The sequence below is a fragment of the Capnocytophaga sp. G1920 genome, assembly GCF_051417515.1.
On record NZ_JBPRKH010000003.1, the window covers coordinates 173,401 to 192,543 of the forward strand.

At 41.6% G+C, this 19,143-nt stretch carries 14 protein-coding genes; 9 read left to right on the plus strand and 5 right to left on the minus strand.

What is annotated here, in order from left to right; translation table 11 throughout:
* Positions 1-15 precede the first annotated feature (15 nt).
* From coaE to ACSQ7D_RS03570, 4 genes are all read right to left on the minus strand, one after another.
* Positions 16-600 (minus strand): dephospho-CoA kinase, encoded by a 585-nt coding sequence (gene coaE, locus ACSQ7D_RS03555; protein WP_437135402.1) that lies wholly within the window; start codon positions 598-600, stop codon positions 16-18.
* Positions 597-1,529 (minus strand): hypothetical protein, encoded by a 933-nt coding sequence (locus ACSQ7D_RS03560; RefSeq protein WP_009416999.1) that lies wholly within the window; start codon positions 1,527-1,529, stop codon positions 597-599. The genes coaE and ACSQ7D_RS03560 overlap by 4 nt, the downstream gene beginning before the upstream one ends.
* A 197-nt stretch (positions 1,530-1,726) precedes the next feature.
* Positions 1,727-2,566, minus strand: coding sequence for a prephenate dehydrogenase (locus tag ACSQ7D_RS03565; protein WP_002675505.1), 840 nt, complete (start codon positions 2,564-2,566; stop codon positions 1,727-1,729).
* Between the two features lie 7 nt (positions 2,567-2,573).
* A complete protein-coding gene (locus ACSQ7D_RS03570; protein ID WP_437135403.1) occupies positions 2,574-4,922 on the minus strand; it encodes a hypothetical protein in 2,349 nt (782 codons plus the stop codon).
* 829 nt (positions 4,923-5,751) lie between these two features.
* On the opposite strand from ACSQ7D_RS03570, the gene ACSQ7D_RS03575 reads away from it, so the two are divergent.
* The 5 genes from ACSQ7D_RS03575 (at position 5,752) to ACSQ7D_RS03595 (ending at position 10,879) form a co-directional block, all read left to right on the plus strand.
* Positions 5,752-7,113 (plus strand): OprO/OprP family phosphate-selective porin, encoded by a 1,362-nt coding sequence (locus ACSQ7D_RS03575; protein ID WP_437135404.1) that lies wholly within the window; start codon positions 5,752-5,754, stop codon positions 7,111-7,113.
* A 27-nt stretch (positions 7,114-7,140) separates the two neighbouring features.
* The gene (locus ACSQ7D_RS03580) at positions 7,141-7,971 is read left to right on the plus strand and encodes a lamin tail domain-containing protein (protein ID WP_437135405.1); all 831 of its coding nucleotides are present in this window, start codon (positions 7,141-7,143) and stop codon (positions 7,969-7,971) included.
* Positions 7,972-8,054: 83 nt separating this feature from the next.
* Positions 8,055-8,699, plus strand: coding sequence for a hypothetical protein (locus ACSQ7D_RS03585; protein ID WP_437135406.1), 645 nt, complete (start codon positions 8,055-8,057; stop codon positions 8,697-8,699).
* Between the two features lie 3 nt (positions 8,700-8,702).
* Positions 8,703-9,176 carry a CYTH domain-containing protein gene (locus tag ACSQ7D_RS03590; protein WP_437135407.1) on the plus strand — a complete coding sequence of 158 codons (474 nt, stop codon included), beginning with the start codon at positions 8,703-8,705 and terminating at the stop codon, positions 9,174-9,176.
* A complete protein-coding gene (locus tag ACSQ7D_RS03595; protein ID WP_437135408.1) occupies positions 9,173-10,879 on the plus strand; it encodes an SLC13 family permease in 1,707 nt (568 codons plus the stop codon). Before ACSQ7D_RS03590 ends, ACSQ7D_RS03595 begins: the two co-directional genes overlap by 4 nt.
* 215 nt (positions 10,880-11,094) lie before the next feature.
* Here the strand turns inward: ACSQ7D_RS03595 and ACSQ7D_RS03600 are convergent, their stop codons facing one another.
* Positions 11,095-11,727, minus strand: a complete 633-nt coding sequence (locus ACSQ7D_RS03600; protein ID WP_048747225.1) for an HdeD family acid-resistance protein — start codon at positions 11,725-11,727, stop codon at positions 11,095-11,097.
* A 430-nt stretch (positions 11,728-12,157) separates the two neighbouring features.
* On the opposite strand from ACSQ7D_RS03600, the gene ACSQ7D_RS03605 reads away from it, so the two are divergent.
* From ACSQ7D_RS03605 to ACSQ7D_RS03620, 4 genes are all read left to right on the plus strand, one after another.
* Positions 12,158-14,122, plus strand: a complete 1,965-nt coding sequence (locus ACSQ7D_RS03605) for a putative porin (protein ID WP_437135409.1) — start codon at positions 12,158-12,160, stop codon at positions 14,120-14,122.
* A gap of 44 nt (positions 14,123-14,166) precedes the next feature.
* Positions 14,167-16,218, plus strand: a complete 2,052-nt coding sequence (locus ACSQ7D_RS03610) for a peptide MFS transporter (RefSeq protein ID WP_437135410.1) — start codon at positions 14,167-14,169, stop codon at positions 16,216-16,218.
* Between the two features lie 79 nt (positions 16,219-16,297).
* On the plus strand, positions 16,298-17,536 hold the full coding sequence (locus ACSQ7D_RS03615) for a DUF5103 domain-containing protein (protein WP_437135411.1): 1,239 nt from the start codon (positions 16,298-16,300) through the stop codon (positions 17,534-17,536).
* An 84-nt stretch (positions 17,537-17,620) separates the two neighbouring features.
* Positions 17,621-18,901, plus strand: coding sequence for a replication-associated recombination protein A (locus ACSQ7D_RS03620; protein WP_437135412.1), 1,281 nt, complete (start codon positions 17,621-17,623; stop codon positions 18,899-18,901).
* Positions 18,902-19,143: the final 242 nt, after the last annotated feature.

Genomic DNA, 19,143 nt, shown 5'->3' on the forward strand with positions numbered 1-19,143 from the left:
ACAAATGCCGTTGCGTTACAAACTTTGGCAAAGTTGAAAATGTATTCTCTTTACTTGTTCTTTGGCACTTTCTAAATCGATGTTCTCAATTACCGCATTTGAAAGGGCAATGCGCTGGGCATCACTCCATTGTTGTGCCATACGCGCTCGCACTTGGGCTTCGGTGCAATGGTCGCGTGCCATTACACGGGCAATACGCACTTCTTCAGGTGCTGTAACCGTGATGATATAATCACAATCCTTATAGCTTCCACTCTCAAAAAGGATAGCGGCTTCTTTCAGTACATAAGGTGAAGTTTGCTTCTTTGCCCACTGTTTAAAATATTTTGCAAGAGCAGGATGTACAATGCCATTGAGTATCGCCAATTTCTCAGAATTGTTGAACACAATCTGGGCGATATAAGCGCGGTTATACTCTCCATTTTGGTAAGCCTCCTCACCAAAAGCAGCCATAATGCGTTTCTTTACCTGCGCATTGTTAGTGATGAGCGCTTTGGCTTGTTCATCTGAATTGAATACTGCAATCCCTAAGACAGCAAATTCTTTGGCTATCGTGCTCTTGCCACTGCCAATACCTCCTGTAAGTCCTACTACCATCATTCTTTGCGTATTAGAAAATCAACGGAGGTTTCTTTCATAAAAGCTACCTTTATGCGTCGTTTATGAGTATTGAGTTGTAGTGGTATATGGTTGTCGGTTGCTTCGCACAAATCAGCAGTTACTTCTATATCGTTAGGAGTAAGTGTCTTTAAGATACTCAATTCACCTGTACAAAGTACACTCACTTCGTCGGGGAAGACTTTTACTTGACTCTCTTTCGGTACGCCCATCACCTTTACAGGCACGCGCAATTCCTGCTCGCTCACCTTATCGACAAAGGCTTGCATCACAATTTTATGAGCGTTATAATGTACCCAAGGAGTGCTTTTGAGCGTATAAGTTTCACCGAAATTGTCTTTTAGCGGACGTTTGTGTCGGTATTGGAAAGTTACTTGTGTGAGCGTATCTATCACTTTTTGGCTACCTGAAGCTACTACCGAATCGGGTAAGAGGCGCAGTTCCGTAAGTTGGTATTCTTTAGGGAATTCCACGTTTAGGTGTACTACTACGGGTATTTTTTTGGTGTGTTTGGGTACTAAGTATAGTTGTAGAGTATCGGAGACTACCGAGCGTATTCTGAAATTCGATAGGTAAGTATTGCTGAGCTTGTCCTTACTGCTTTTAGAGAGTGTATAAAAGTGTTCGCCCACCTCTTGCAAATCGGAGAAATCTACGGTGAGGGTAGCGTTTTGTCGGTAGGATTTCAGAAGAGAAAAACCATTGCCTTCTACTGTTATTCTCACGTAGTTAGGAGCAGAGGGTAAAAATACCTTGTCGGCTGGCAGATTGATAACCGTTACTGGTACCGATAATTCTCTGATGAGGTTTTTAGAGAGTTTCTTCAGCGACCAAATGAATACCGAGAGCAACAGGCATATCACAAAAGTGAGGTTGCGACGATTAGTGAAAAAGAGGCGAAATGGCTTCATAATTAGGTAAAAGGTAAAATTTGGCACAAAGGTATAAACTTTTATTGAGAGCACAAAATAATACTTATTAATACTTTAATGCGCTATATACCTATTATTAGAAAAGTATATACCTGTGAGGTCAGCGGTATATATCTATCACTAAACGGGTATATACACGTTACGGCTCGCGTATATACCCGTTTGGTATTAGAATACTATTTGAGTATTTTCCTAATATAATTGGCTTCGTGGATACTTTGGGTAAGGGCTTCGGATTGTTCAGTTTCGATGAGGGTTCTGAAAGCTTCTAAATTCTTGATATATTCATTGAGGGCTTTTAGCACATTGTCCTTGTTCTCCAAAAAGATAGGACACCACATCTGAGCGTCACTTTTTGCCAAACGTACCGTAGAAGCGAAACCTGTACTAGCTAAATCGAAGATTTGAGCTTCGTCTTTTTCTATCTCTAAAACGGTTTTGCCCAGCATAAACGAACTTACGTGTGAGAGGTGTGATACATAGGCAGTATGCAAGTCGTGGTCAGAAGGTTGCATCATCTTCACGCGCATATTAAGGGCTTTTACAATACTTAACGCACGGTCAAGCAGTTGCCAATTGCTTTTTTCTACTTCACAAAGAGCCATTACTTTCCCATCGAAGAGGTTGTAAAGAGCTGCCTCAGGTCCTGAATGCTCGGTACCTGCCATAGGGTGCGCTGCTACAAAATTTTGCCTATGGGGGTGCGTAGCTACTACTTCGCAGATGTGACCTTTTACAGAACCTGCGTCCATTACTAACGTGTGCTCGCCTACTTTATTGAGTACCTCTATAAGCACTTCGCCTATATGGTTCACGGGTACTGCTATGAGCACGAGGTCGGCATCGGTGAGATGGTTGTAATCCGTACTTTCATCGATGATGCCTAAGGCTAAGGCTTTTTCTATATGATTAGGGTTTAGGTCGATACCAGCAATGTGGTAGCCCAAACGTTTTTTTAATTCTAAGGCAAAGGAACCTCCTATGAGACCTAAGCCTATGATGACTGCTTTTTTCAATTCGATATTAATTAGCTAATTGTCTCATAGTGTAGAGCACCAATTCAGTGGGTGATTTTTCAGTAACTATCCAAATAGATTTATCTAAATCTACATCTATTGCAATGGGGGATACTGATTCTACGGGAAAGTCTTTTAACAATTTTCCTTTTTCGTCGTATAAATAGGCTTTTTTGGTGTTCTGTTCGTTTACTGAGACGTAGTTGATGCCACGAATACGGAACTGTTTAGGACGGGCATATTTACCTTCGGGAAGTTCAATGCGTTGCCCGCCTATGGTAAGTATGTTGCCCGAAAGAGAGGTAAGTGCATAACGATTACCTTCCCAATAAAAAGGTTCTGCAAGCGATGGATTTGTGCGATTCATTCCTCCTTTCTCATCGATAGAAATAAGGTTACCTTCTTGAGTGGTGAACATAAACAAGTTATTGAATACCAAAGGAGGATTGTTAGAGAAACGATAGTTACCCTTTACTGTTATTCTGTTTTCACCGTTGCGGTGCAAGATGTTAAAGATACCATTATCGGAAGGGTAGATAAGATAGTCTTTGCCATTGAAACGGTAATGCTTAGGAGTAAACAAAGGTTTTCCATTGGTGCGCTGTAAGAAGCCTTTCACTTGTTGTCCTTTTCTGTCTAACAGGTGCAAGATATTGTTTTCGGCAAAGAGGAAGCGGTATTCGCGATTGCTATCGTAATCGAACACCTCCAAAGGTGTGATAGGGTTTTGATATTTTAGAGGGAAAGGCTCTACCACATTGCCGTTGCGGTCAATAATCCAGATAGACTTTTCGGTAGTGAAAGCCATTTGCAAGAAGCCGTTTTTAAATAAATCGACCTGGTAAATAGGGCTTTGTATCTTTCCGTCTAAGCGTTTTTTCCACAAGAGAGAACCGTTGTTACCTATCAGATATAAATCGTTATTGGTGTCTTGCACGGCTATTTCGAGTTGTTTGGTGCGGTGGTTTAAGAGAATAGTAGGAGGGATAACCATTTGGTCGTCTAACGTAAGGCGGAAGCGTTCTTTCATCTCATCGGAAAGAGTGCTTTCAGTTTGTTTTTGACTGATGAAATTGAGCACGTAATAGTCGTTTTGAGGGGTTTGTTGGAATACTGCCCAGCGATAGTTTTCGGCTATATAAGGATATTTACTACTAAAAGCGGTGTTGTCATAAAGATTTGTGAGCCGTGTAACACTCACGTTGGAAGCGCTGTTTTGTTCTAACCAATCGTAAGATTTATTGGCTGAAAGCACATTGCCTCGTTGCATATCGTTGATTACTGAGGTAAGAAGGTCTTTGGTGGTAGTAAATACGAGAAACTTTTCATACACTCCGACGTATTTAGGGACAAACTGAGGTACAAAAGCCGTGAAAAAATCCATTGGGAGGTCGGGGTTTAGTTCGTACATAGAGAAGTTGTGCTGAAAGTCTTCTGAGAGTACGGGCAACTGTTTGATGGTCTCATCTACATCAAAAGAAGAGGCGACGGCAAATTGACCTTCGGGGGTTTGAGCGAAAGCTACCCCATTGATAGAGGTTTTAAACGGATTATTGGTAGCTGTACTATCGTTTTGAGCGAGCTTATCGCCGTCGTCGAAAGTATAAGAAACGAGTGAACGCAAGCGCGCGGGAAGTACGTTTAACACATTGTTTTGATAGGGTAGGGTGTGTGCCATTATATCGGCATTGGCGTTGGCAATGAGTGCCATACCGCTGAAACGTATGTTGTTTTCTTCTAAGAAAAGGTCGAGAGAGACCCAATCTTTTACATTTTGCAATATCTCGGTTCCGAAAAACGATTTGAAGTAAGCATTTGCTTCGTCTTTTTGGAAGAAAAGAGTGGCAACGCATTCGGTATTACCTACTTTTTGGAGTTGTTCCAAAGACTGTTGCCGTGGTGTTTTAGTTTCTTGTTTCAGTTGTTGATAAGCCGAAACGGTCTCGGAATCGCCTATAACCAAGTTGTTATCGGCTATGGTGTAAAACCATTCTTTACCAAACTGAGCTTGTTTTTGGATTTGAGTATCGGCATTGCGCCAAAAACTAATAGTATCGTTACTAATACGGGGAGTTATGGCAAAGAAATGACCTTCGGTATCAAAAGCTACCCACAAGTTATCATCGGTGGGAATGCTATTAAGGAGCTTTACCTCGTGTGGGCGCAACTGATGAGGATTGTGCGTCTTCCAAAAGGTATTGTTAGCAATGGCACTGAGGAAGTTATCTTTATCGTTGATGCGGAAAAGCATTTGCGTATTATCGGGGAAGAGCAAGGGTGTTACCTCCTCTTTCTTCTCTTTGGAATCGCAGGCGAGCAGGGATAAAAACAGCGTTATGTAAAAAAGAATGCGCATAATTAAGATGTTTCAATGAAAGCAGTGTAATATGCAATGAAGTGCAAAGGTAGGAAAAAATTTTTTAATACCAAAAATGCTGATGATGGCAATAATAGTAATTTAACTTTGGCAAAGTTTAAAACTTTGCCAAAGTTTGAGATGAAAAAGCGATGTATTGGGGTGGTTAGGAGGAGGAGAAAGATATCGGAGGAGAACGAAAGAGAGCTGAGAAGAATTTTGATGAAAAAAGGCTATTAGAAGGGTGGGGTTAGCTTATAGAGAGCTTATAGGAAGCTTATACGAATCTTGGACGATTGGTATAGAAAGAGTGTATAAAAAGTTGATTCATAATATAATACAACAACGCTAAAAACGGTAAAAACAGGGTTTCGAGGCGAAAGAAAGAGGAAGAGGCACTAGGCCTTAGGCCATAGGCACTAAGGGGGAGTATGACGGAAAGGAGAAGGGATAATTAGGGAATTAGCAAAATTGAAAATGAGAAAATGGGGAAGTGTGAGGTCTTAGGCTATAGGTACTAGGGGGAGTATGACGGAAAAGGGAAGAGATAGAGGTATGGTAGGGTGAAATTATAGGAAGAGTTGATAGTGAACTGTTAAACAGTGAATAGCTTAAAAGTGAATAGTTAAAAATTGAAAATAGAAAAATAATCGAAAGTAAGATAGAGGTGAGATAAAGGTGTGTTATGTTAAAATTAAGGATTTTTCAGCTTAAATCAAAAAAAAAGAAAATAATTCATTGCTAATTGGAAAATAGTTTTTACCTTTGTGGCGTTAAAAGAACTATAATAATAATTTACCAACTCCATTAACAAACATTATTTTAACCGATGAAAAAGTTATCCTTTTTAATTTGGGGGCTACTGCTGTCTTTCTTCAGTACAGCTATAGCCCAAGAGCTCGATACCATTCGCTATAACCAATATGGCGTGGCAGTCGATAGAAAAGAACTTCGCTCAGAGGCACGTAACAATATCTTGGTTTTTGAATCAAAACATCAGAACTATAAGTTTTGGTTTGACAACCGTGTGCAAGTGGATGCTGCTACGTTTTTTGGCGCTAAGAGCGATTACGACAAGATAGGCAACGGTGCTTCTATTCGCCGTGCTCGATTTGCCGTAAAGGCACAAGTTACCAAAGATTGGTACGGTGAAGTGGACGTTGATTTCGCCGATGGTATTTTTGAACTTAAAGATGCTATCGTGGAATACGACGGGATTAAGAACGTAGCCTTGAAGGTGGGAAACTTCAAAGAGGATTTCTCGATGGAGCAAACTACTAGTTCGCGTTACTTAACCTTTATGGAACGCCCTATGGTGTGTAAAGCCTTAGTGCCGTCACGACATTTGGGTATTCAAGGAGAGTACTTGCGCGACCATTTTAGGGCTTCGCTTGGTATGTTTTTGCAACGAGTAGCTGGCGTTGAGGAAGTGACCAATGTGCAAGACAACAACAAGGATTACGGACGCAACCAGGGGTATTCAATCACCAGTAAAGTGGGCTGGATGCCTTATACCGAAGACCGTATGCAAGGTTGTTATTTAGGAGTTAAGGGCTCTTACCGCACTCCTAAAACTGATGTAGCACCTAAGGATTACGGCGGAGCGCGTTTTAGTACCCGCAACTCTACCTCGATTAACCGCAAAAAGTACTTAGACACTGATGTTATACCCAATGTAGACCACGAATGGTTGCGCGGGGTAGAAGCTGCTGCTTACTACGGAGGCTTCCGCGTACAAGGAGAGTGGATAGGCAACCACGTTACTACGGAAGCTACCTATTACAATTTCACAGGGTGGTATGTGCAAGCAGCGTATTTGCTCTTTGGTGGCAAACAGAAGTTTAACGTATCGGAAGGCGAGTTTACTCAGCCTACACGAGGCAAGGAATGGGGTGATGTGGAGCTGGCAATGCGCTGTGATTACCTCAGCTTGAACGACAAAGACGTGTATGGAGGTTCAGGAGCAAACTTCACTACGGGGTTGAACTTTTATGTGAATAACAACGTGAAAATAGCTCTGAACTATCAGTATACCAACAACGACCGTTATGCAAACGGCAGAGGCAAACTGATTATTGGGCACGATGCCACAGGAGCCCCAACTACCGATTATAAAAAAGCGGTGGAAGGCAAAGGCAAAGGCGGTGTGAGCTACCATATGCTCGCTATGCGCTTTGAAATTAATTTCTAAACATTCACCTTTTAAACCATTACTAAAATGAAAAGTTTAAGATACATACTTCTATTAATATTGGTCATCACAGCAGGTTGTGTGAAAGATGCAGTGTACGAGGGAGCTTCGACTATCAAATCGGTGAAGCTTACACCCGCAGCCCCTACCTCGACTGACAACGTAGTGGTAACCGCTGTAATAGCTCCGGGACTACAAGCACCTTCGACAGTAACTTTGGTTTACAACGCAGGAGCAGGCAACCAAACCGTAGTGATGACGGGCAAGGACAATACTTTTACAGGGACTATTCCGGCACAAGCCGATAAAACAAAAGTAACCTACAAAGTAACAGTAGTGAATACCGCAGGATTTTCGACCGTAAAAGAAAGTAGCTATGTGGTAGGCGATAAGCCTTCGGACTACACTAAATTGGTTCTCAACGAGCTTTACGGAGCAGGCGCCGATGCCGAAAAATTTATAGAACTTTACAACAACGGCGATACTCCTATCAAACTAAAAGACGTAACCATTAAAAAAGACGAAGAACTTGTGTGGACGGGTATTGAGGGTGAAGTGGTAGCCCCTCACTCACATTTTGCTATCGTAGGCGCCAAAGGTACTACCCCGAGAGGGTTCAGTTCGGGTTTTTCGAGCAAGAAAAATGTGCTTATAGAGCTTTACAGCCCTGAGGGAACTAAGCTCAATACCTTCCAACGAGGTGAAAAAGGCGATGGTTGGGGCAAAGTGAGTCTTGCGGCAGTTACGAAATCGTGGAGCCGATGTCCTGATGGTACAGGTAAATTTATGCAAGCAGACCCAACCCAAGGGAAAGCGAACCCTGCGACAGGAACAGAAGATGAGACTGTTAAGCAGTGAGAGAGGAGGAGAGTAGGGACGGTTATTGTAGGGAAATATTACAAAATAAGCGATTAAACAATAAATGATATAAAAACATAATTATGGCAAAAGAAGAATTAAAGATTGGCGAAATTTCTAAACCGCGTTTTGAGTTTCGCAGTTTTGGGCGTTGCTTTGCTAAACAAGCCGAGCGTATGGCACGCCTAAGTGTACCTGTTCCTGAAAAAGTATGGGAACGCCGCAATACCGAAACCTATATTGTGAGTAGGACTAACGATGTGAACAACACTAAAATTCGCGATGGTAAGATGGACATCAAAACCTTTGTACAAAAGGTAGATGGATTAGAACAATGGAACCCACTGATGAAAGGAGAGTTCCCCATCTCGGCAAAAGTGCTTAAAGAAGAAGTATTCCCCGCTTTTAAAGTGCAAGGAATGCCTGAGCTAACCAAAGGAGAATACACCTTAGGAGAGTTCTTACAGATGGTGGAAGCACACCCCGACTTGCAAGCAGTAACCGTTGAGAAGGTGCGTTTTGGTTATATGGTGAACAATACCATTTGCGAAACCGGCAACGTATATATCAATGGGGCTTTGGTGAAAACCATTAACTCAGAGTCTACCGAGATAGAAGATATAAAGAAAACCATTGCCGATTGCGGGTTGGAAGGAGTAGAGAACATCAACTACTTGCAAGCGATTAAACGCGTGATAGGAATGATACATAAACCCTTAGCAAATTAAGTTATGGCACAAGAAATAGAAAGAAAATTTATGGTGAAGAGCGATGCCTATAAAGCAGCATCGTTTAAGGCGACTCGTATCACCCAAGGTTATTTGAGCTCCGTTCCCGAACGCACGGTGAGAGTGCGCATAAAAGGCGATAAAGGATTCATTACCATAAAAGGCATCGGTAATGAAACTGGCGCAAGCCGGTTTGAATGGGAAAAGGAAATACCCGTAGCTGAAGTGCAAGAGCTATTGAAGCTATGTGAACCAGGTATTATAGACAAGACACGTTATTTGGTAAAGAACGGCGACTATTGTTTTGAGATTGACGAGTTCTATGGAGACAATGAAGGACTTGTAATGGCAGAGATTGAATTACCCGACGAGAAAGCTACTTTTGCCCGTCCTGAGTGGTTGGGAGAAGAAGTAACAGGCGACAAGCGTTATTACAATTCAATGTTAATGAAGAACCCTTATAAGAACTGGAAATGACAAACAATACCGACCACACGCCACCCTTTGACCCTTTGGATATGAATAACTATCATATCGAAAAGTTGCCAAAGGTACAAAAAACAGGGGTAGAGCGGTTCCTCCAACGCATTGGAGGACCGCTTGCTATCCTCGCCTTTGTGCTTATTTACTGGGTAGCCAATATTTCGTTTATCAACCGGATTGATACTAATGAGAAGACGACACCGCTTACTGAATCGGCGATGGCTCGGTATGCCCAAATAGAAAAGGCTAAAACCAAACAACTAACAGCTACAATGAAGGGAGAAAAAAAACTCTCAGACGAGCAAAAAATAACCCTACAAGAGGCAACACACAACGAGTTTATACACATCAACTACGCGATGCTGGCTATTTTTGTAGCTGCTATTATTTTATGGATTACCGAAGCAATCCCCAATTACCTCACTTCATTACTGGTAATACTGGGCATTGTACTTTGTGGAGTCACGACCGACAAGACAGCATATGCTCAATTAGGACACCCTGTGATGTGGCTCAATATTCTTTCGTTTATCTTGGCGAGTATGTTAGTGAAAACGCAGGTGGCGAAGCGATTTGCTTTGTGGTTTGTGTTGAAGTTTGGCAGAAATTCGGGAGGTATTATATTGAGTTTTATCATTATTAACTTAGTACTATCGGCATTTATTTCGGCAACTACTGCCAAAGCTGCTATACTGTTGCCTATCTTTATGGTAATAGCCGCTATCTACGGGGCTACGGGAGGAGAACACCGCAATAACTTCGGTAGGAATTTGATATTGCAGAACCTCTTCCAAATCAATTTAGGAGCTAATGCCTTCTTGACAGGCTCAGGGGCAGCCCTTTTAGCGGGCTCTCTTATAGCAGGAGCTATGGGTATAGGCTCTTTTAGTTATCAGGATTGGTTTAAAGCAGCCTTTCCGATGAGCGTGTTGCTTATTCTCATCGCGTGGTTCGTAGGCTCGAAAATATATTTTCCACTGAAAAAAGAAGAGCGCGTACCACAGATTGAAGGGGGTATGGAAAGGCTTAGAGAAGAGCTTAACAAGCTCGGAAAAATGAAGTTTGAGGAATATAAAGCGATTGCTATTTTTCTTTGTGTACTCATTTTGTGGGCTACTGATAAGCAACACGGTATCAACCAAACAGCAGTAGCTTTTATGGGAGCCGTAGTAGCCTTGCTTCCGGGTGTAGGCGTAGTGAAATGGAATGATGTAGACATTCCTTGGCACTTGCTATTGTTCTCGGCAGGTGCTTATACCTTAGGGGCAGGACTTGATGCGACGGGTTTACCTGGCACACTTATAGATGCACTTTTTGGTAGTTTAGGGATAACACAAGCCACTCCGTTTTGGGTATTGTATATGATACTTACAGGAGGGATTTTGCTTTTCTCGCTTATATTCCAATCTAAAACAATGCTTACCCTCATATTCATTCCTATTGCCATAGGAGTAGCTCAGAAAAACGGGTATCCGATTATGAGTTTGGCTTTCCCCGTAGCAATGCTTGTGGGACACGTGTATGTACTGCCCTTTAACAGTAAACCTGCTGCCCTGCTATACACTACCAATCAATACAGCTGGAGCGACACCTTCAAGTTTGGTATCACGATGATGTTTATCAGTTGGTTGATGATACTCTTGTGGGGCGAAACGGTATTGCGGTGGTATGGGTTTACCAATGGAGTGTTCTTTTAATACCACAGTGCAATAATGCCAATTACTGAAGGTAAGAGTAAAGATAACTCTTAAAAAAGGTCCTGGATATTGGGTTTAGGCGCGTCAATTATAAAATCATAATACCTCCAAAGAGTATTTAATTCTTTGGAGGTATTTTTTGTAAAAAGCACTATAGTTCTGTAGTCATAAGTATAACTATAGACTCGTGCCAGTGGTATTTTGCTAATCTGTTGTTATTTTAAAGCTTCTCTCACTTCTTTTTCGAGGTCTTCTATACGGTTCTTTAAATCATCTGATAACTTTTGAGCAGAACTTTTTAACTTTTTTAGATTGAACGAAAGTACTACAGAAGAAATACCTGTGAAGATAAACGCTAAACCTGTGAACACTACTAATGAGATACCTGTAAAGATAGGATTAGCAATCAAAATGAACGAAAGGATAATACCCAATACACTTACTATGGCTAAGTTACCCCAATTTAGTACACCAGCTTCTTTTACTTCGAAAGCAAAACCGAGTAACTGAAACGAACGGAATAACAATGTGAATCCTACTACCAATGGTAATATAAACATTGATAGGGCGGGATACATAAGTAAAAAAATACCCATTATCAATGAAATGAGTCCGCTTACCAAATACCAGCCCCAACCGTTGAGAGTTTTAGTATTTTGTAGGGCAAAGAAGGATTCAGTTATCCCTGATATTAAGAATGAGAGACTAAAGAGTATTGAAAGGGTAAGATAAGAAGCTTGTGGTGATATAATTACCCCTATACCACAAAGAATGAACAAAATCCCTAAAATAAGGGGAATGTACCAGTGTTTTACTGGTCTTCTGATGGATTTGAAAAAATACAACATAACTTTATCATTTATAATTTAATGACACAAAGGTAAGGATATTTTATTGATTAGCAAAAATATTTACAAATAAAAGATTAAAAATATAGTTGTTTTGTTAGTTATGCAGTTTATTGGTTAATTATAAAAGCTTGAACTATCCCAAAAGTTTTGTTCTGTGAGGGCAATTGGAAATCGCCCCTACAATATAACTAGAAGGAATTGATTATCAGGGTAATCAACTTTTCCAAAGACTGAAACTTTAGCAAAGTATAGCGACGCAAATGCGATTTTAAGGCTTTTCGGACAGTCTCAGCAATTGATATAACAAGATAGGCACAAATAGCAAGCTCGCACTAGCGAATAAATTTGGTATGTTTGACCTGTATCTAAAATTAACAAATTGGCTAATTGACAAATTATTTCTATCTTTGCCCCCAAATAGAAACGAATGACACTGAAAAAAACTATATATTTTCTTATAGGGTTATTATTTCCCTTGCTGAGTTGGGCACAAGAAGACGATAGTGCGAACAACAATCAGGAGGGCGAGGTAACCTTTAAGTCGTTGCGTCCTAAAAAGAAGAAAGACAGCATTACTTTCACTGCACGCGACTACAAAATTATTACTTATACCCGCGATACCACCTCGATAGATACTTCGCTTACGATGCAAAAGTATTACCTGAACAACGAGTGGGGAAAGGATATGTTTGGCAAGATGCCTTTCTCGAATATGGGGCAACCTTATAATGCACTCTCTTACGACTTCCGCCGTCAGGATTACCTGCCTTCGATGGGGGCAGAAGCTAAAAAACAACTTTACCTCACTCCCGAAGAGGTAACTTATTACCATTTGCCTACGCCACTTACTGAGTTTACTTACAAGAGCGGTATGGAACAAGGTCAGTTTTTGAACACCCTTTTTTCAATCAATCTACAGCCCAACCTCAATATCTTTGTCGCTTACAAAGGTTTACGTTCCTTGGGTAAATACCAACGTATCTTGGTGAGTAATGGCAATTTTAGAGCGGGCTTTTCCTACGTATCGCCTAACAAGAAATACACTGCCTTTGCACACTTTGCTTCTCACGATATCACCAGTCAGGAGAATGGAGGTATAGTAACGCCCGAGCAGTTTGAGGGAGGTGAAAAACAGTTTAAAAACCGTGCGACAATAGACGTGCAATTGCTCAATGCTGAGAATATCCGGGAGAGCAAGCGTTATTTTTTGCAACACGACTACGCTTTCTTGCGCAACCGCGATTCGCTGGCTTTGTACAAGCAGATACGCTTCCGCCATTTGTTTAGCTACGAAACCGAACATTATACTTATGACGAAACCCAAAGCAACAGTTATTTTGGCAATGCCTATGTACCCCAAAACCTTCACGATAAGGCGCGCTTGAAGAAGATGATCAACCGCTTGGGAGTAGAGCTCGAATTGCCCTATCTGGGTAGGACTTTCCTCTTTGGAAATGCTTATTTCTACAATTATTACTTCCAGAATGCTTACTACGTATCGGGAGTGTTGCAACGCCGACAAATTAAGGATACCGACCTGAGTTTAGGTGTGCAATGGCATAAGAAAGTGGGTGGATTCAGCATAGAGGCAGAGGGCGAACAGACATTTGTAGGCAAGATGACAGGAACTAGACTGAGTGGAAAACTTGCCTATGCTTTTGACGATAAGAACAGCATCACCGCAGGAGCTGAATTGCATTCGGCTATGCCTAATTTTAATTATTTGCTGTATCAAAGCGATTACAAGCAGTTTAATTGGGATAACTATACTTCGTTTAACAAACAGAATACCCAGACCCTCTATGGCGATTTGAAAACCCAATGGGGGAATGCGTCGCTCAGTCTTACCAATCTTAACAACTACACTTATTTTCAAGAAGAAACCTTAGGAAAAGTGCGTCCTGAGCAGTACAGTAGCAATATACAATATTTGCAACTGAAAGTACAGAAAGAATTTAAATTTGGTAAATGGGGCTTAGACAACACTATGCTTTACCAGCAAGTGGTACAAGATAGCAATATTTTGAATGTACCTACTTTCGTGACTCGCAATAGTTTTTACTTTGCATCACACTTGTTCAACAAGGCAATGTACTTACAAACGGGGATAGGGTTTAATTACTTCACCAAATATTACTCCAATCAGTACAATCCGCTTCTAGGAGAATTTGCTGTACAGACGGCAGAGAAGACGGGTAACTTTCCGATGTTTGACTTTTTTCTCAATGCCAAAGTGCGTACGATGCGCATCTTTTTTTCCTTAGAACAATGGCAAGTGCCCGTGAGCAACTGGCTAAAAATAGGAAATCCTTACAACTATTATTCTGCACCACGTCAGCCGTATAGAGATTTTATTATCCGATTGGGAATTAAGTGGGATATTTTTAGTTAAGAGTTAAGAGTTGAAAAGCAAGAAAAATAACGAATAAAATCTATATGACTAAAAAGACAATTTTCGATACACAAGTATTAGGACATCCAGCGGGGCTGTTCGTGCTCTTCTTTACAGAAATGTGGGAGCGTTTTTCGTTTTATGGAATGCGCGTACTGCTCATCAACTTTCTTACAATGACGCTTATAGGGTATAACCCAGGATGGGCGTGGAGTACTGAAAACGCGGGTGCACTCTTTGGTACGTATGTTATGCTTCTTTACCTCACTCCTATACTTGGAGGTATAATAGCCGATAAGATTACCGGCTACCGCTGGGCAGTAATTATTGGAGCGGTTATTATCACCTTAGGACACGTATCGATGGCTTTTGAAACTGAGGTTTCGCTCTATTTGGGACTTGCACTCTTGGTGATAGGAACGGGCTTTTTCAAACCTAATATGGTGTCATTTGTATCGGAAATGTACAAAGACCTACCCGAGAAGAAAGATGCTGCTTATACCATCTTCTATATGGGAGTAAATTCTGGAGCTTTCTTTGGAATGATGCTCTGCGGTTACTTAGCAGAACGCATTGGGTGGAGTTGGGGTTTCGGTTTAGCAGGAGTGTTTATGCTCTTGGGGACTATACAGTTTTGGTTTGCCAAACCTTTATTTGGTTCAATAGGAAGTGAGCCACGCAAGCAAGAAAAAAAAGAGACTACAAGTGATGCAAAACAAGAAGAGGAAAAACTCAATCCTTTCACTACCGTAGATAAAATATTGGTAGCACTTTCGGCAATCATAGGTATTGGCTATGCACTAAACGACCCTCTCTCAAAAATATGGGGCATCGACCTCTTCGGGTGGGCTGCTACGTCAGGGCTTAAAGGGCAATATGTGATGGTGATTGTAGGCTTAATAGCTTTCTTTTACCTGATAGGTAGTCGCATAATGCGTTATACTACGATAGTGCGCGACCGTATGCTTACCGTGGTCATCTTTGCCTTTTTTGTGGTGTTCTTTTGGTTGTCGTTTGAACAAGGGGCTTCGTCTTTAGTGATTTTTGCACGGGACAATATAGAGCGTGAATTACAGGGTAATTGGGCAGTACTTTACAACATTTTCAATGCACTACTCACCGTGATTCCACTATTACTGATTACTTACGTACTTTTCCTTTTAGTAAAGAAAACCTACAAAAAGATATTTCCTGCCGTAGTAGTGTTATTGCTGTGCTTTAGTCTTGTATGGGGCATCGCTTCGTGGATGCTACAACGCGACTTCAAAACTACAGCTTACAGTGTGAGTTATCAAGCCTATGAACAAACCGATACACAGGGCAGAACTACTTATATCCCTATTACTGAAGAAAACAGAGTCGCTCGCCCTGATTTGAAAATCGTAGAACGTACTACTATCATAGGAGTAGCTGATTATCACCTAAAAGTAGGGCAAGAGATAAAATTGCTGAGCAAGAACAACAAAAACACTTCGTTTGGCTATGTAGATGCCGAAAAGGAACAGTGGGCAAAACAGCGGGGAGCAGAGCTCAATACTGACAACGGGCTGATAGTTGCGCAAGTGAAAGAAGAGCGCGATAACTGGGTAGAGACGACTGTATCGTGGTTTTCTATCCTGAATTCTTTCTTCATTATTGCCTTAGCGAGCTTGTTCTCACGTTGGTGGGATAGCAAGTATAATCCACCTGCTGCGAAGAAATACGGCATCGGACTGCTGATGCTCTCAGTAGGATTTGGTTTACTCGCCTTAGGCTCTCACGGGGTAACTCACGGAGTAAAGGTGAGTATGTTATGGCTTGTATTTGCTTATATGTTTAACACTATGGGTGAGTTGTGCTTATCGCCTGTGGGGCTTTCGTACGTCTCGAAGCTTGTACCTGCACGAATGATAGCATTTATGTTTGGGGTATGGTACCTTGCTGTAGCTATTGGTCATAAATTAGCAGCTGTACTGGGCGGACAGATAGAGAATATCACCCGTGAGTACAGTTTGAGTACTTTCTTTTTGATATTTACCATTGTGCCTGCTGTAGCAGGGGTACTCATTATTCTTATCAATCCGTTTGTGAAGAAACTGATGCACGGAGTGAAGTAAGTGAGTTCTATTCTTGTGGAGAATATTTATTTTACTAAATAAAAAATAGTACACCTAAGACAAATATAAATATTTAATTATGAAAAAACTTCTCTTTTTACTCCTACTTCCCTTGGCAATGCAAGCCCAACCGCTGGTGGAGAAAACACCACCTGATTATATCAAAACGATTATCTTCAAAGCTAACGGCAACGATAAAAACCAATTCCCTATCGTACGCCGTAACGAATCGTTTAGCTTGCAGTTCGACGACCTCGGGGGTAATGAGGAGACTTATTACTACAAAATCACTCATTGCAACGCCGATTGGTCTGCCTCTTCTCTACTGAAAAGCGAATACCTTAAAGGCATTGATAACCAACCAGTACAGCCCGAGAGTAACTCCTACGGTACCCTGCAAGGCTATTCGCATTACCGTCTTACTTTCCCTAATGAACTCACTAAAATCACTCTCAGCGGTAACTATATGCTCTCTATCACCGATAGTTATGGCACAGAGCTCTTTTCACGCCGATTTGTGCTCTATACACCCCAAGTGAATGTACTCACCGAAGTAAAACGCGCTCGCGATTTGCAGTACTTCGATACCCAACAAGTGGTACAGTTCACTATTAAGCAGAAAGATTTTAGACTTGATAATCCTAATGTAGCGGTGAAAGTAGCTATACTGCAAAACTACCGTTGGGATACGGCTATAACGGGGGTAAAACCTCAGTACGTGATGGGCAACGACCTCGTGTATCGCTACGACCGCGAAACGGCTTTCTGGGGAGGCAATGAATACTTCTATTTTGATAGCAAGGATATACACGTGCCTGCATCGGGAGTCTATCGTTTGGATAGAAACAAATGGGTAAATAGCTACTTGTTTACCAATGTAAGCCGTGCGAGCAATGTCTATACTTATTACCCCGATATCAATGGTGATTTCTTGGTAACCACTATCAACGGAATGAACCCCAGCAACGAAGCCGATTACACCCAAGTGCATTTTGCCTTAGAAGGTAAATCTACTTTTTGGGGTAAAGAAGTCTATGTATACGGCAAGTTTAGCAACTACGAACTCCGTGATGAATACAAACTCACTTATGACGAAAAAGACGGTCTTTTCAAAGGGAAAGTACTTCTCAAACAAGGGTTTTACAACTATAAGTTTGCTACCAAAGCAGGCAACGCAGTTGATTTTAACGAAATAAGTGGTAATTTTCAACAAACAGAAAACACTTACCTCGTGCTAGTGTACTATCGCGCTCCTGGTGCTCTCTACGACGAGGTGGTAGGCATCGGCTCTGCTTCTAGTACCAATATCACAAAATAAGTCGTAGCACGACAGGCAGTTTATACATTGCTACACTTTGGCAAAGTTGATTTCATTAATCATTAAACATTAATCATTATATCAATGTCTTCTCCTTTAGCAGAACGTATGCGCCCCACTTCCTTAGCGCAATATGTGGGACAAGAGCACTTAGTAGGGGCTCAAGGGGCTTTGCGCCAGCAGATAGAACGCGGTCTCTTGCCATCGCTTATCTTTTGGGGTCCCCCAGGTACGGGTAAAACTACGCTGGCAAACATCATTGCGCACCAAAGCAACCGCGCTTTCTATACTTTGAGTGCCATTAGTTCAGGGATTAAGGAAGTGCGCGAAGTAATTGACCAAAGCAAGCAAAGCGGTGGACTCTTCACTACCCAAAACCCTATCGTTTTCATAGACGAAATTCATCGATTTAATAAAACCCAGCAAGATTCCCTTTTGCAAGCCGTCGAAAAAGGTTGGATTACCCTCATTGGGGCGACTACCGAGAACCCCAGTTTCGAGGTGATTCCCGCCTTACTCTCTCGTTGCCAAGTGTATATACTGAACGCTTTTGAGCGCAAAGATTTAGAGCAACTGCTTCACAATGCCATTACCCAAGATGCTATTCTTAAAACCAAAAATATTGAACTGCAAGAAACTGAAGCTCTTTTGCGACTCTCAGGTGGCGACGGACGCAAATTGTTGAACACTTTTGAGCTCATCGTCAATGCGACTCCTGAAGGTGAACCAGTGGTGATTACGAACGACAGCGTCCTCAGATTGGTGCAGAAAAATACCGTACTCTACGACAAAACAGGTGAACAGCATTACGATATCATTTCGGCTTTTATCAAATCGATACGAGGCAGTGACCCCAATGGCGCGGTCTATTGGTTGGCACGAATGATTGAAGGCGGTGAAGATGTGAAGTTTATCGCACGCCGTATGCTTATTCTCGCTTCCGAAGATATAGGCAATGCTAACCCTACTGCAATGATTTTGGCTAACAACACCTTTCAAGCAGTAACCACCATTGGTTACCCCGAGGCGCGTATTATCCTAAGTCAGTGTGCTATATATCTCGCTTCTTCGCCTAAGAGCAATGCTTCTTATAAGGCGATCAACAAAGCCCAACAAGTGGTAAAGCAAACGGGCGACCTGAGTGTACCTATCCACTTGCGCAATGCCCCTACCAAACTGATGAAAGAGCTCGGCTATGGCAAAGACTACCAATATGCTCACGATTATGAGAGCAATTTTGCCTTTCAGGACTATCTCCCTGATGAATTGCAAGGTGAAACCTTTTATGAACCCTCTGATAATCCACGTGAAAATGCGCTGCGTGACTATCTCAAAAAACTATGGGGTGAGCGATATGGGTACTGAAATTAGCAAATTAGAAAATGAGGAAATTAGAAAATGAGGAAATTAGAAAATTAGAAAATGAGGAAATGACAATAATGCTAGAAATGCCAATAATACCGATAATAGCAATAAATAATAGCAATTAACTTTGTCAAAGGTCGTAGCACGACGGGCAATTAACTTTGGCAAAGTGTGTACTGCAAAAGCGATGTGTTGGGGCTGTTAGGAAGATTCGGAAGGAAACGGAAAAGTTCGGAAGAAGG

Excerpts from the sequence above, each read along its gene's own strand:
- coaE (WP_437135402.1), bottom strand. The coding sequence starts at position 600 with ATGATGGTAGTAGGACTTACAGGAGGTATTGGCAGTGGCAAGAGCACG.
- ACSQ7D_RS03560 (WP_009416999.1), bottom strand. The coding sequence starts at position 1,529 with ATGAAGCCATTTCGCCTCTTTTTCACTAATCGTCGCAACCTCACTTTT.
- ACSQ7D_RS03570 (WP_437135403.1), bottom strand. The coding sequence starts at position 4,922 with ATGCGCATTCTTTTTTACATAACGCTGTTTTTATCCCTGCTCGCCTGC.
- ACSQ7D_RS03575 (WP_437135404.1), top strand. The coding sequence starts at position 5,752 with ATGAAAAAGTTATCCTTTTTAATTTGGGGGCTACTGCTGTCTTTCTTC.
- ACSQ7D_RS03580 (WP_437135405.1), top strand. The coding sequence starts at position 7,141 with ATGAAAAGTTTAAGATACATACTTCTATTAATATTGGTCATCACAGCA.
- ACSQ7D_RS03585 (WP_437135406.1), top strand. The coding sequence starts at position 8,055 with ATGGCAAAAGAAGAATTAAAGATTGGCGAAATTTCTAAACCGCGTTTT.
- ACSQ7D_RS03590 (WP_437135407.1), top strand. The coding sequence starts at position 8,703 with ATGGCACAAGAAATAGAAAGAAAATTTATGGTGAAGAGCGATGCCTAT.
- ACSQ7D_RS03595 (WP_437135408.1), top strand. The coding sequence starts at position 9,173 with ATGACAAACAATACCGACCACACGCCACCCTTTGACCCTTTGGATATG.
- ACSQ7D_RS03600 (WP_048747225.1), bottom strand. The coding sequence starts at position 11,727 with ATGTTGTATTTTTTCAAATCCATCAGAAGACCAGTAAAACACTGGTAC.
- ACSQ7D_RS03605 (WP_437135409.1), top strand. The coding sequence starts at position 12,158 with ATGACACTGAAAAAAACTATATATTTTCTTATAGGGTTATTATTTCCC.
- ACSQ7D_RS03610 (WP_437135410.1), top strand. The coding sequence starts at position 14,167 with ATGACTAAAAAGACAATTTTCGATACACAAGTATTAGGACATCCAGCG.
- ACSQ7D_RS03615 (WP_437135411.1), top strand. The coding sequence starts at position 16,298 with ATGAAAAAACTTCTCTTTTTACTCCTACTTCCCTTGGCAATGCAAGCC.
- ACSQ7D_RS03620 (WP_437135412.1), top strand. The coding sequence starts at position 17,621 with ATGTCTTCTCCTTTAGCAGAACGTATGCGCCCCACTTCCTTAGCGCAA.